Origin of the sequence: Sphingobium sp. SA916, from assembly GCF_002894065.1 — a bacterium.
Classification (GTDB): Bacteria; Pseudomonadota; Alphaproteobacteria; order Sphingomonadales; family Sphingomonadaceae; genus Sphingobium; species Sphingobium fuliginis.
This window is the reverse complement of the sequence record NZ_LXYF01000087.1, coordinates 1-13,731: the sequence shown is the minus strand read 5'-3', so window position 1 is coordinate 13,731 and position 13,731 is coordinate 1. Positions and strand designations below refer to the sequence as shown.

Here is a 13,731-nt window from a genome sequence, read left to right as displayed (position 1 = left end):
AACCAGTCTGCGCCGATGGTACTGTGGCTCAAGCCCCGGAAGAGTAGGGCGTCGCCAGGCATTATAGCTCGCGCTTCACATTAACCCATTCGCAATCTCCTGCGCCCAGGCGCAATGCCCCCAAGCGCAGCCCCTCAGGCCGCGCTGGCAAACCGGCAAACCACCAGCCCAAATCATACCTCAAACCCACCCTCCAACCCTGGGTAAATCACCCATGGCGCTGGACCAACGCGCTGAAAGCTCTACCGGCTGCCAAAGACGCGCGCCCATCATCGTCAGGGCCGCACCCGCGCTTGCGCTTAGAAACAGCAGCGCGGCCAGCGCAAATTCCGGCATGGTCATGTCCGCTGCCGGATTCTCCATGACCAGCCTGCGCAGCAGCCCGCCTTCTGGCCAGGTGGAGATCAACAGGATCAGGCCCGCCAACCTCAACCCGATCCTGGCCACCAGATGTTCATGCCAGTCCGACATTTGCCGCATTCTCCTTCCCGGAGAATGTTCAATTGCGCATTCCCGCATAGCTTATCGAGAGCGAGAACCGATCGTCCGCGTTGAAATTTCATAGGATTCGGGGGAGTTTTCCGGCATTCCTATGCGAATCCTATGCCGATCGCATAAAGCCCCACTGGAAATATAATGCGGCTTCATGCGATGGGCGGCCCGGCAACAGCGAGTGACGGTACGGATGACGGATCGAGCGGGCGAGGGGGTGGGCCATAGCCATCCGCAGGGGAAGTTGTCGCTTCTGGCATTGGGGGCGCTGGGCGTGGTGTTCGGGGATATCGGCACCTCGCCGCTCTATGCCCTGAAGGAGAGCTTCGTCGGCCACCATCCGCTGGCGGTCGATCCTGCCCATATCTATGGCGTCTTGTCGCTGGTCTTCTGGACCATGACGCTCATCGTCACGGTCAAATATGTGTTCATCATCATGCGCGCCGACAATCATGGCGAAGGCGGCAGCATGGCGTTGCTCGCCCTGATCTCCCGCAAGCTGGGGGAGAGCCGATGGACGCCGACCATCGCCATATTGGGCGTTCTGGCGGCAGCGCTATTCTATGGCGACGCGATCATAACCCCCGCCGTATCCGTGCTCTCGGCCGTGGAAGGGCTGGAGACGGTGAATGACGGATTTGCGCCCTTCGTCCTTCCCATCGCCATCGTCATTCTGATCGGGCTGTTCCTGATCCAGAAACATGGCACCGCCCGGGTGGGCGCGCTGTTCGGGCCCATCATGGCGGTTTATTTCCTGGTGCTGGCGGCGCTCGGCATCCTCAACATCGTGCGCCATCCGGGGATTGTCGCCATCGTCAACCCTATGTGGGCCATCCATTTCTTCGCGCTCGATGCGAAGCTCGCCTTCCTGGCGCTGGGTTCGGTCGTACTGGCGGTGACGGGGGCGGAGGCGCTCTATGCCGATATGGGCCATTTCGGGCGCAAGGCGATCAGCATAGCTTGGCTCTACGCCGCCTTTCCCTGCCTGCTGCTCAATTATATGGGCCAGGGCGCTCTGCTGCTGGACCTGCCTGAGGCGGCGGAGAACCCCTTCTTCCTGCTCGCGCCGGAATGGGCGCGGCTGCCGCTGGTCATATTGGCCACGCTCGCCACGGTGATCGCCAGCCAGGCGGTGATTTCCGGCGCTTTTTCCGTGATGCAGCAGGCGGTGCAACTCGGCTTCCTGCCGCGCCTCAAGATCGCGCATACCAGCGCTTCGGCGGCGGGGCAGATCTATGTGCCGCTGGTCAACTGGGCGCTGCTGTTCCTGGTCGTGCTGCTGGTTCTGGGCTTCCAGTCGTCGAGCAACCTGGCCGCCGCCTATGGGATTGCCGTCACGGGGACCATGGTCATCACCACCTGCATGATGGCGGTGCTGACCTTCAGCGTATGGCGCTGGAACAGGCTGCTCGCCGCTGGCGTGACGGGGCTGTTCCTCACTGTGGACGGCGCCTATTTCCTGTCCAACGCGACGAAGATTCCCGATGGCGGCTGGTTCCCGTTGCTGGTGGCGGCGGTGGTGTTCATCATCCTGACGACCTGGTCGACCGGGCGGAAGATCATGAACTTCTATCTGCTGGAAGGAGCGATGGAGGTCGAACTGTTCATCCAGTCCGTCTCCGGCTCCCTGAAGCGGGTGCCGGGCACGGCGATCTTCCTCAATTCCCGTGTGGAGGGCGTGCCGCCGGCGCTGCTGCACAATGTGAAGCATAACAAGATATTGCACGAGCGGGTGATCATCCTGACCGTGCGGACTGAGGGCGTGCCTCATCTGCCGCTCACCGGCCGTTCCGAAGTGACGGAACTGGGGGCAGGCTTCTACCGCGTGGTGCTGCGCCACGGCTTCATGGAGGAAGTCGACATTCCCGCCGCGATGAAAGCGGTCCAGGGCTGCGGCGGCCCCATCAATGTCAGCCAGACCAGCTATTTCCTCAGCCGCCAGACTTTGATCCCGTCGGAAAAGCCCGGCATGGCGATCTGGCGGGAAAAGCTGTTCGCCTGGATGATGCGCAATGCCGTGACGCCCATGGATTTCTTCAAGCTGCCGACGAACCGGGTGGTGGAACTGGGGTCGCAGGTCGAAATCTGATTCCCCTTCATTTTTCAACTTCACCCCGTCATTCCCGAAGGCGGGAACCCATCCCCCGGACGTGCCGCCAGGGGCTTCTTATGGAGGGTGGATTTCCGCTCCGTGGCGATGATGACTAGAGGGAGGAGGGGGGCTCAACCCCCATCCGCTTCCTTCAACCGGTAGCCGATCCCCAGTTCGTTCGCGATGATGCGGGGCCGCTGCGGGTCGTCCTCCAACTTCTGCCGCAGGGTTCGCACCAGCACGCGCAGATATTCGACATGATGCGCATGCTCGTTGGGCCAGACCTGCGCCATGATCTGCTGATGGGTGATCACCCGCCCCGGATATTTCGCCAGTTGCGCCAGCACGCCATATTCCTTCGGCGTCAGATGCACTTCCTGTCCGCCCCTTGTCACGATCCGCGCCATCAGGTCGATCGCCACATCCCCTGCGCGGACCATCGAAACGCCGCCATCCTTGGTCATGCGGTTGCGCAGCGCCACGCGCACGCGGGCAAGCATCTCGTCGGTATCGAAGGGCTTGGTCAGATAATCGTCCGCGCCCAGGTCCAGTGCGGCGACCTTCTGCTCGGTCGCGTCGCGCGCCGATATGACGATCAGGCTGGCGTCCGAATCCCGTTTGATGAGCGGCACCAGCTCCAGCCCGTCGCGGTCGGGCAGGCCAAGGTCGAGCAGGCAGATGTCGGGTCGCTCCTCCCGCAACTTGTCCAGCGCCTCGCGCGCATTGGCGGCCTCCACCGTCGCATGGTCGGCGCGGGTCAGCGCCGCGTGGATCAGGCGACGGATTTGCGGTTCGTCATCGATGATCAGCACCTTGTGGCGACCGGATGAACGGGTGGTCATGACATGTCCTCGTCAGCAAGCGGAGACAGGATCGAGGCCTGCGGAAAGCGCAGGGTGAAGCAGGCGCCGGGCGGATCGGCCCGGTTGGCGGCCGATACGCCAAGCCCCATCGCCTCGGCAAAGCCCTTGACGATGGCAAGGCCAAGGCCGGTGCCATGCTTCGCCCGGTCCGACCCCTCCATGCGGGTGAAGGTGTCGAAGACGCGCGCCTCGCTCCCCGGCGGGATGCCCGGTCCCTGATCGATCACCGACAGGGTGATCGCGTCGGGCAGCCGCTGGCCCTGGATGGTCACGGGCGTATCCGGATCGGCATAGCGCCCCGCATTGTCGAGCAGGTTGATGAGGATATGGTGCAGCAGCGTCGAATCGACCCGCACCAGCGGAATATCGGGCAATATGTCGACCTTCACCTCATGCCGGCCAAGCGACTGGCGCGTATCGTGGATGGCGCCCGCCACCGCGTCAAACAGGTCCACGGGCTCCAGCTTCAGCGGCAGGGCGCCCGCCTCCACCCGCGCCATGTCCAGCAGATTGGCGACGAAGCGGGTCAGCCGCAACGCCTCCGCCTCCACCGTGTCGGCAAGGTCGCAGGGGTGCTGGCGCTTCAGTTCATGCGCGGCGGAGATGATGGTGGTGAGCGGCGTGCGCAGGTCGTGCCCGACCGAGGAGAGCAGGGCGGAACGCAGCCGGTCGCGCTCGCGGATCTGGCGGGCGTCCAGCATCTCCTCCTCCAGCGCCATGCGGTCGAAGGCGATGGACGCCTGGTCGAGCAGGCTCATGAGCAGCGGCAACTGGTCGGACCGCAACGGCTCCCCCGCATCCTCCCGCGCCAGTCCCAGCACGCCCAGCACGCCGCGCGTCGTGCGCAGCGGGTGGAACAGCCAGTCCGACGCCGTCAATGTGGAGGAACCGCGCCCGGCGGGCTGCTCATTGTCCATCGCCCATTGGGCGGCGGCCTTCTCTATCTGCTCCAGCCGGTCCTCCGGCGGCACGGCGGCGCGCAGTTGCGGACCGTCGGGGGATGGGAGGAGGAGGACGGTGCGCACGTCGAACATTCGCCCCACTTCGGCGCAGATGGCATGCATCAGCTCGTCCTGGCTGGCCGCCGCGGTCAGTTGCCGGGAAAATCCCGCCAGCGCCGCATTCTGCCGGGCGCTGCCATGGGCCAGGTCCGCCTGGGCGCGGACGCGGGCGGCGAACTGGCTGGTGACGATGGCGACGCCCAGCAGGACGAGGATGGAGATGACATTTTCCGGATTGCTGACGGTCAGCGTGCCGGTGGGCGGCAGGAAGAAGAAATTATAGGCGAGGCTGGAAAGCAGACCCGCGAACAGCCCGGCGCGCAGGCCGAAGCTGGCGGCGGCGAACATCACCGGCACCAGATAGAGCAGGGCGATATTGCCGAGCGCGATGGTCTGGACCAGCAGCCGCCCTATGGCGGTCATCAGCGCGATCATCGCCGTGGACCAGAGATAGTCGGCGGGCTTGCCCCATGGCCCCATGCGGGCGGTCCGGCGGGGCGGCGCGAACCGGTCGCCCGGCAGGACGTGGATGGCGACGTCTTCCATGGCGCGGACCAGACGGTCGACCACCGACCCGTGCCGCAGTTCGAACCACCAGCTTCGGCTCGCCTTGCCGATCACCATCTGGGTGGCGCGGGCGTCCGCCGCATATTGGCGCAGCCCCGCCACGACGCTGGGGGCGGGGATGGTCGCGGTCGTTCCGCCCAGGCGCGATGCGAGCGCCATGGTGTCGGCCAGATGGCCGCGCTCCTCCGCCGTGAAGGCCAGGCTGCGCTGCGTTTCGATATGCACGGCGGTCCAGGGCGCCTTCAGTGCGTCGGCCAGCCGCTTGGCGGCGCGGACCAGCCCCTGCGCGCTCGGCAGTTCGCTGATGGCGACGACGACCCGCTCGCCCGCCGCGAAGCTGCCTGCCAGCGCATGGGCGCGCACATAGTCCAGCATCTGCGCGTCCACCGCCTGCGCGGCGCGGCGCAACGCCATCTCGCGCAGCGCGGTCAGATTGGACTTGGAGAAGAAATGGTTGAGCGCCCGGCTGGCCTCCGCCGGGATATAGACCTTGCCCTCCTTCAACCGATCGATCAGCTCGTCGGGCGGAATGTCGACCACCTCGATCTCCGCCGTTTCGAGGATGGAATCCGGCACCGTCTCGCGCACCCGGACGCGGGTGAAGGAGGCGACGACGTCGTTCAGGCTTTCGACATGCTGGATATTCACGGTCGAATAGACGTCGATCCCGGCGTCGAGCAGCTCCTCCACATCCTGATAGCGTTTCGGATGGCGGCTGCCCGGCGCGTTGCTGTGGGCGAGTTCGTCCACCAGCACCAGCCCGGGGCGGCGGACGAGGATCGCGTCCAGATCCATCTCGCCCAGGCTATGGCCCTGATGATCGACTGCGCGCCGGGAAATGACCTCATGGCCGTGGAGCAGCGCTTCCGTCTCCCGCCGGCCATGGGTCTCGACCACGCCCACCGCCACGTCGACGCCGGCCTTCAGGCGCTGCATGCCGTCGATCAGCATCTCATAGGTCTTGCCGACGCCCGGCGCCGCGCCGAGGAATATCTTCAGACGCCCGCGGCCTTCCCGCGCCGCCTGACGCAGATAGGCTTCTGGATCGCGGCGGTCCGGTTCGCTCATCCCGCCTGATTAGCGCCGATGCCATCCAGCCGTCGATTGATTTCGAGGACATTGACCCGCGCTTCCCCCAGAAAGCCCAGAAGCGGTCGCTCTATGCTCCGGTCGACCAGCGCGCGAACCTGGCCCGGCTCCAGACCGCGCGCCTTCGCCACCCGCCCGACCTGAAAAAAGGCCGCATCGGGGCTGATATGGGGGTCCAGCCCCGATGCGGAGGTTGTCACCAGATCGGACGGAACGGGACGACCGGGTGAGTGCAGGGCCTGAATGTCGCGCGCGACGCGGTCGGCCAGCGCCCTGCTGGCGGGCCCCAGGTTGGAACCGGAGGAGGCGAGCCCGTCATAGCCCTTGCCCGCCGCCGACGGACGGGAATGGAAATAGCGGTCGCTGGCGAAATTCTGGCCGATCAGCGTGGAGCCCACCGGTCTGCCGCTCTGCCTGATCAGGCTGCCATTGGCCTGGAACGGGAAAAGCGCCTGCCCGATGCCGGTCAGCGCCAGCGGATAGGCGATGCCCAGCAGCAGCGCGAAGAGCAGCGTCATCGCGAGCGCGGGTCGAAGGGAGGTTTTAAGGTCGGTGAACATTCTGCTATCCTTTCCGCCGTCCGTCACGCCAGACCCAGTCCATTCACGGCAAGGTCGATCAGCTTGATGCCCGCGAACGGCGCGACCAGCCCGCCCAGCCCATAGATGGCGAGGTTCCGCGCCAGCAGAGGCCCGGCGCCGATGGGCCGGTAGGTCACGCCCCTCAGGGCCAGCGGCACCAGGCAGGGAATGATCAGCGCGTTGAAGATGATCGCGGACAGGATCGCGCTTTCCGGGCTGGCAAGGCCCATGATGTTCAGCACCCCCAGCCCCGGATAGAGCGCCACGAACATGGCGGGGATGATCGCGAAATATTTGGCGACGTCGTTGGCGACGGAAAAGGTGGTCAGCGCGCCGCGCGTCATCAGCAATTGCTTGCCCAGGCCCACCACCTCGATCAGCTTGGTCGGATCGCTGTCGAGGTCGACCATATTGCCCGCCTCCCGCGCGGCCTGGGTGCCGGTGTTCATGGCGACGCCGACATCCGCCTGCGCCAGCGCCGGGGCGTCATTGGTGCCGTCGCCGCACATCGCGACCAGCCGGCCGCCCTCCTGCTCCTTGCGGATCAGGGCCAGCTTGTCCTCCGGCGTGGCCTGGGCGAGGAAGTCGTCCACCCCCGCCTCCGCCGCGATGGAGGCGGCGGTAAGGGGATTGTCGCCGGTGATCATCACCGTGCGGATGCCCATCTGCCGCAGTTCCCCGAAGCGTTCGCGAATGCCCGCCTTGACGATGTCCTTGAGGAAGATCGCGCCAAGCAGCCTCCCATCCTTCGCCACTGCCAGAGGCGTGCCGCCCGCGCGGCCGATCTCGTCGGTGATGCGGCGCAGTTCCTGGGTTGCGGCTTCCCTGTCTAGGGCGGGATTGGCCCGCAGGATGCTGTCCACCGCCCCCTTGTGGATGGTCGAACCGGCCAGCGTTACGCCGGAAATGCGGGTCTGTGCCGTGAAGGGAACGACCACCGCGCCTTCGGGCAGCGCATCCGCGCTCTGCCCGAACTTCTCCCGCGCCAGCAGGACAATGGAGCGGCCCTCCGGCGTTTCGTCGGCCAGGCTGGCGAGCAGCGCCGCTTCCGCCAACTCGGCCGGGGACGTTCCGCCGACGGGGCGGAACTCGGTCGCCTGACGGTCGCCGACGGTGATGGTGCCGGTCTTGTCGAGCAGCAGCGTGTCTATGTCCCCCGCCGCTTCCACCGCTCTGCCCGATTTGGCCAGCACGTTGAAGCGCACCAGCCGGTCCATGCCCGCGATGCCGATGGCGGAGAGGAGGGCGGCGATGGTCGTGGGAATCAGCGTGATCAGCAAGGCGGCGAGGATCGCCACCGGCACGGCGCCCCCGGCATAGCTGGCAAAGCCCGGAATCGTGCCCACGGCGATCAGGAAGATGATGGTCAGGCCGACCAGCAGCAGCGTCAGCGCAATCTCATTGGGCGTCTTCTGCCGTTCGGCGCCCTCCACCAGCGCGATCATGCGGTCCAGAAAGCCCTGTCCCGGATTGACCGTCACCCGCACCCGAATCCGGTCGGAAATGACGCGCGTGCCCGCCGTCACCGCGCTGCGGTCGCCGCCCGCCTCCCGGATCACCGGCGCGGATTCGCCGGTAATGGCGGCCTCGTTGACCGAAGCGACGCCGGCGACCACCTCTCCGTCGGATGGGATGAGGTCGCCGGTTTCGACCAGCACGACATCGCCCATCCTGAGCGCGCTCGCCGGGACGGTCTCGACCGCGTCGCCCTTCAGCCGCCTGGCCGTCAGTTCCGCCTTGGTCGCGCGCAGCGAAGCGGCCTGCGCCTTGCCCCGTCCTTCGGCCAGCGCCTCGGCAAAGGTGCCGAACAGAACCGTCAGCCACAGCCAGGCCACCAGTTGCAGCTTGAAGCCAGGGGCAAGATGATCCTGCCCCACGGCCAGCAACAGCGTCAGCAGCACCGCCACGGCGGCGGTCGTGAACATCACCGGGTTGCGGATCAGGTCCCTGGGGTTCAGCTTGCGGAAAGCGTCGCCCATCGCGGGCAGGATGAGGTCGGCGGTGAAGAGCGATCGGGTTTCGGACCGGGGCATGGGCTTGTGATCCTTAGAAGAGCTGGCCACGGACCATCGCGAGATGATCGGCCATGGGGCCAAGGGCAAGGCCGGGGAGGAAGGTGAGGCCGCCGACGATCAGCACGATGCCGACCAGCAGCCCGGTCCACAGCGGCCCCGTGGTGGGGAAGCTGCCCGCGGTTTCCGGCGTGTACTTCTTCGCCGCCAGTCCGCCGGCTATGGCCAGCATGGGTATGATGATGAAGAAGCGGCCGATCCACATCGCCACGCCCAGCAGGCCGTTGTAGAAGGGGGTGTTGGCGGTCAGTCCGGCAAAGGCCGATCCGTTGTTGGCGACCGCGCTGGTGAAGGCGTAGAGGATCTCGCTGAACCCGTGCGGTCCCTTGTTGAGCGGGCCGGCAAGGCCCGCCGGCAACACGCTCGCGATCGCGGTGAAGCCCAGTATCGCCATCGGCAGCACGGCGATGGCGAGGACGGCGAGCTTCACCTCCCGGCTCTCGATCTTCTTGCCGACATATTCCGGCGTGCGGCCGACCATCAGCCCCGCCACGAACACGGCGAGGATGGCGAACAGCAGGAAGCCGTATATGCCCGCGCCGACGCCGCCGACCACCACTTCCCCCAATTGCATGTTGAACAGGGGGACGAGGCCGCCGATGGCGGTGAAGCTGTCATGCATGGCGTTGACCGCGCCGCAGCTCGCCGCCGTGGTGATGACGGAGAAGAGGGCGGAGGCGGCGATGCCGAAACGCACCTCCTTCCCCTCCATGTTGCCGCCGGGAACGCCCAGATGATGGAGGACCGGATTGCCGGCCGCCTCCTGCCAACAGGTGATCGCGACGCCGGCAAGGAACAGGACCATCATCGCAGCGAGGATGGCCCATCCCTGCCGCACATTGCCCACCGCCTTGCCGAAGCTGTGGGTGAGGCCGGCGCCGATGGCGAAGATCGACAGCATCTGCACGAAATTGGTGAGCGCCGTCGGATTTTCGAACGGGTGGGCGCTGTTCGCGTTGAAGAAGCCGCCGCCGTTGGTGCCCAGCATCTTGATCGCCTCCTGACCCGCGACCGGTCCCAGGGCGAGCGTCTGCTTCGCGCCTTCCAGCGTCGTGACCTCGACCGGTCCCGCCAGCGTCTGCGGCACGCCGCTCGCCATGTAGAAGATCGCGAGGAGGACGCAGAGCGGCAGCAGCAGATAGAGCGTCACCCGCACCATATCGGCCCAGAAATTGCCGATGGTCGCGCTGCTGCGCCGGGCAAATCCCCGGAACAGCGCAAAAGCGAGCGCAATGCCCGTCGCCGCGGAAAGGAAATTATGGATGGTGAGCGCCAGCATCTGGCTGAGGTTCGACATGGTCGATTCCCCGGCATAGCTCTGCCAGTTGGTGTTCGAGGTGAAGCTGATCGCGCTGTTGAAGGCGAGATGCCCGCTCACCGCGCCCAGATGCTGCGGGTTGAGCGGCAGCACCGCCTGCATCCGCAGCAGCGCATAGGTGAGGAGCAGCAGCGCCGTGTTGAAGACCAGCATATGCACCGCATAGCGGCGCCAGCCCTGTTCCTCCCGCGGATCGATGCCGGAAAGGCGGTAGAAGCCGCGCTCCACAGGGCCGAGCAGGCCGTGAAGCGGCGTGCGGCGTCCTTCGTAAAGCGCGAACAGCCAGAGGCCGACCGGCTTCACGAGGATCAGCAACAGGCCGACAAAGGCCGCGATCAGCAGCCATCCCTGAAAGGTCATGGAACGCGCCTCCCTAAAAGCGTTCGGGCCGCGCCAGCACGGCGACCAGATAGAGGAGGAGGCCGATGGCGGTGAATGCGGCGAGCCAGAGGTCGATGGTCATGGCGCCCGCCCTCACGCCCGCCCGCACAGCGCGGCATAGCCGAGGCTGGCGGCGAGAAGGATCAGGATCAAGCCGATCCAGAGCATGTCTTGCATAAGGAAACTCCCGCAGCCGAAGCTGTCGCGCGGGGTGCGGGACGGGCCATCGTCTGCCGCCGCTCAATTAGGACAGGGCGGCGTTTGAAATCGAGAGAGGGGAAAAGGGCAGGGCATAGAAATTGCGTATGAAAATGGCGCGCGGCGCGGGTTCCGGCCATCATGGCCGCAGGACACGGCCGGCCGGGTCACGGATGGACGAGGACGGCGCCGTCTTTGCAGATGAAGGGGAACGGGATCATATCCGGTTCGATTGGCGACGATGGCTGACAGTCGCGCCTGTCGCGCATAGACTGGGGCCGGTCACGGGCTGAACGGAATTTCGATGGTTTACACCGACATCGCCAACCGCACCTATAATCATAATTGGCGGCTGGACCCCATTGTCCGCAGCCTGCTGGACACGGATTTCTACAAGCTGCTGATGCTCCAGATGATCCGTCACCTCTACCCGGATGTGCAGGCGACCTTCAAACTGATCAACCGCACGCAATCCGTGCGTCTGGCCGAGGTCATCGACGAGGGCGAATTGCGCGCGCAGCTCGACCATGCCCGGTCCGTGCGCTTCGGGAAGAAGGAACTGATCTGGCTGGCGGGCAACAGCTTTTATGGCGAGCGGCAGATGTTCAGCCCGGATTTCATCGCGTGGCTGGCCGATTTCCGCCTGCCCGACTATGACCTGCGCAAGGTCGACGGCCAATATGAACTGTGCTTCCACGGCCCCTGGACCCACAGCAGCATGTGGGAAATCCCGGCGCTGGCGATCATCAACGAATTGCGATCCCGCGCGGCGATGAAGGGACGGGGGCGGTTCGAACTGGACGTGCTCTACGCCCGCGCCAAGGCGAAGCTGTGGGAGAAGGTGGAGCGGCTGGCGCAACTGCCCGACCTCGTCATATCCGACTTCGGCACGCGGCGGCGGCACGGCTTCCTCTGGCAGCGCTGGTGCGTGGAGGCGCTGAAGGAACGGCTGGGCCGCCGGTTCATCGGATCCTCCAATGTGCTGCTGGCGATGGACGCCGATCTGGAGGCCATCGGCACCAACGCCCATGAGCTGCCGATGGTGCTGGCCGCCCTGGCCGAGGGGGATGAGGGGCTGGCCGCCGCCCCCTATCGCGTGCTGGAGGATTGGCGCAATCATTATGCCGGCAACCTGCTGGTCGTGCTGCCCGATGCCTTCGGCACGGCGGCGTTCCTGCGCCATGCGCCGGACTGGGTGGCGGACTGGACGGGTTTCCGCCCCGACAGCGCGCCGCCGATCGAGGGGGGCGAGCGGATCATCCGCTGGTGGCGGGAAAAGGGACGCGATCCGCGGTCGAAGCTGCTGATCTTCTCCGACGGCATGGATGTCGACAGCATCAAGGCGACCTACCGGCATTTTGCCGGGCGGGTGCGGATGAGCTTTGGCTGGGGCACCAACCTCACCAATGATTTCAGGGATTGCGCGCCCTTTGCCACGACCGGGCTCGATCCGATCTCGCTGGTGTGCAAGGTGGTGGAGGCCAATGGCCGCCCGGCGGTGAAGCTGTCCGACAACCCCGCCAAGGCGACAGGCGAGCCGGAGGAGATCGCCCGATATTTGCAGGTTTTCGGGGGAGAGGGACGTCTGGAGAAGGAAGTGGAGGTCTAAGGGCGGCAGGGGCCAGGCTGCCGCGATTGATCCTTTCCCCCCACCCGGACGTTCCACGAAGACAGGAGCCATGACGACCCGATGACCGATACGCGCGCTCGCATCAACGCCATCGGGTGCGCCGTCCCCGCGCTGGACATGCATGCACCCTTCATTCGCTGGGCGACCGGCCAACTGGACGATCCGCGCGAGCGCCGGCTGTTCCAGCGCATGGCGGAGCGGTCCGGCATCGGGCATCGCTGGTGCGTGCTGCCGCCGACCGCCGAGGGCGGATCGCCGGTCGATCCCGGCGGCTTCTACGCGGGCGAAATGCCGCCGACCTCGCTGCGCATGCGCTGCTATGCCGATCATGCGCCCCGCCTGGCGATGGAGGCGATCGCGCGGTTGAGGGCGCAGGTGCCGCTCGACCGGATCAGCCATCTGGTGGTGGCGAGCTGCACCGGCTTCGTCGCCCCCGGCATCGACCAGATCATTGCCGAACGGCTGGGGCTGGAGGGGGTCGAGCGCACATTGGTCGGCTTCATGGGCTGCTATGCGGCGGTCGCGGCGTTGCGGACGGCGCGGCACATCGTCCGGTCGGAACCCGATGCGCGGGTGCTGGTGGTGACGGTCGAACTGTCTTCCCTGCATTTCCAGCCGGAATGGCAGATCGAGCGGCTGCTGATGATGCTCCAGTTCGCGGACGGCGCGGCCGCCGCTCTGGTGACGGGGGAGGACGCCGGCGTCGCGATCGACCGGCCCTTCTCGCTCAACCTCGCGGATTCGGCGGAACTGATCCGCTGGGACATAGGGGATAGCGGCTTTGTCATGCACCTGTCCGGAGAGGTGCCGGGGCGCATCCTGACGGCGCTGGGCGATCCCTCGGTGCGCCGCCGCCTGTGGGGAAGCGACGATATGGCCGGGATAGACCGATGGGCGGTGCACGCAGGCGGCCGGTCGATCCTGGACGCGGTGGAGCAGGGACTGGACCTTAGCCGCGATGCCCTGGCGCCGTCGCGGAGCGTGCTGGCGCGGTTCGGCAACATGTCCTCCTCCACCCTGATGTTCATCCTGCACGACATGCTGGCGGACGCGGGGCGGGGGGTGGCGCTGGCCTTCGGACCGGGACTGGCGGCCGAAGGATTCCGTTTCGAAGGGCTGGCATGACGGCGCGCCTGCCCGCTCTGGTCGTCGGTGGCGGACCGGCGGGCGCGGCGGCGGCGATCGCCCTGGCTCGGGCGGGGGCGCAGGTGCATCTCCTCGACCGCCGGAGCGGCCCGCATGATGGCGTGTGCGGCGGCTTCCTCGGCTGGGATGCGCTGGCGGCACTGGGCGATCTGGGTGTCGACGCGGTCGCGCTGGGCGCGCGGCCGATCCGGCGGTTGCGGCTGGTGGCGGACGGCCGGCATCTGGAACTGCCGCTGCCCCATGTCGCGGCGGGGCTGTCGCGGCGGACGCTGGACGAAGCGCTGATCGCGCGCGCGGCGCG

The 13,731-nt window shown here is 66.4% G+C and carries 11 protein-coding genes; 4 read left to right on the top strand and 7 right to left on the bottom strand.

The annotated features are described in order from the left end of the window. Nucleotides 1-180 precede the first annotated feature (180 nt). On the bottom strand, nt 181-471 hold the full coding sequence (locus A8G00_RS22710) for a hypothetical protein (protein ID WP_044662862.1): 291 nt from the start codon (nt 469-471) through the stop codon (nt 181-183). A 214-nt stretch (nt 472-685) separates the two neighbouring features. On the opposite strand from A8G00_RS22710, the gene A8G00_RS22705 reads away from it, so the two are divergent. Beyond that, entirely contained in the window at nt 686-2,581 is a 1,896-nt protein-coding gene (locus tag A8G00_RS22705; protein ID WP_172451956.1) for a potassium transporter Kup, read from the top strand. A 134-nt stretch (nt 2,582-2,715) separates the two neighbouring features. On the opposite strand, the gene A8G00_RS22700 is transcribed toward A8G00_RS22705, so the two are convergent. Genes A8G00_RS22700 through A8G00_RS22675 form a run of 6 tightly spaced genes read right to left on the bottom strand, consistent with a single transcriptional unit; the run spans nt 2,716 to nt 10,538 of the window. Then, on the bottom strand, nt 2,716-3,426 hold the full coding sequence (locus tag A8G00_RS22700; protein ID WP_025549818.1) for a response regulator: 711 nt from the start codon (nt 3,424-3,426) through the stop codon (nt 2,716-2,718). Continuing rightward, nucleotides 3,423-6,083 (bottom strand): sensor histidine kinase KdpD, encoded by a 2,661-nt coding sequence (locus A8G00_RS22695; RefSeq protein ID WP_103001763.1) that lies wholly within the window; start codon nt 6,081-6,083, stop codon nt 3,423-3,425. The genes A8G00_RS22700 and A8G00_RS22695 overlap by 4 nt, the downstream gene beginning before the upstream one ends. Beyond that, nucleotides 6,080-6,664, bottom strand: coding sequence for a potassium-transporting ATPase subunit KdpC (gene kdpC / locus A8G00_RS22690; RefSeq protein ID WP_044660620.1), 585 nt, complete (start codon nt 6,662-6,664; stop codon nt 6,080-6,082). Before kdpC ends, A8G00_RS22695 begins: the two co-directional genes overlap by 4 nt. A gap of 23 nt (nt 6,665-6,687) precedes the next feature. Then, nucleotides 6,688-8,718, bottom strand: coding sequence for a potassium-transporting ATPase subunit KdpB (gene kdpB / locus A8G00_RS22685; protein WP_025549817.1), 2,031 nt, complete (start codon nt 8,716-8,718; stop codon nt 6,688-6,690). Between the two features lie 13 nt (nt 8,719-8,731). Further along, nucleotides 8,732-10,435: a potassium-transporting ATPase subunit KdpA gene (gene kdpA / locus A8G00_RS22680; RefSeq protein WP_044660621.1), complete on the bottom strand. Its 1,704-nt coding sequence runs from the start codon at nt 10,433-10,435 to the stop codon at nt 8,732-8,734. Between the two features lie 13 nt (nt 10,436-10,448). Further along, nucleotides 10,449-10,538 carry a potassium-transporting ATPase subunit F gene (locus tag A8G00_RS22675; RefSeq protein WP_037483019.1) on the bottom strand — a complete coding sequence of 30 codons (90 nt, stop codon included), beginning with the start codon at nt 10,536-10,538 and terminating at the stop codon, nt 10,449-10,451. Nucleotides 10,539-10,958: 420 nt separating this feature from the next. Here A8G00_RS22675 and pncB point away from each other — a divergent pair, with 420 nt between their 5' ends. From pncB to A8G00_RS22655, 3 genes are all read left to right on the top strand, one after another. Next, nucleotides 10,959-12,263, top strand: coding sequence for a nicotinate phosphoribosyltransferase (gene pncB, locus A8G00_RS22665; protein WP_044660622.1), 1,305 nt, complete (start codon nt 10,959-10,961; stop codon nt 12,261-12,263). 81 nt (nt 12,264-12,344) lie between these two features. After that, a complete protein-coding gene (locus A8G00_RS22660) occupies nt 12,345-13,409 on the top strand; it encodes a type III polyketide synthase (protein WP_025549815.1) in 1,065 nt (354 codons plus the stop codon). Continuing rightward, nucleotides 13,406-13,731: FAD-dependent oxidoreductase (locus A8G00_RS22655; RefSeq protein WP_146032638.1), on the top strand; the 326-nt coding region annotated here is incomplete at its 3' end. The genes A8G00_RS22660 and A8G00_RS22655, both read left to right, overlap by 4 nt.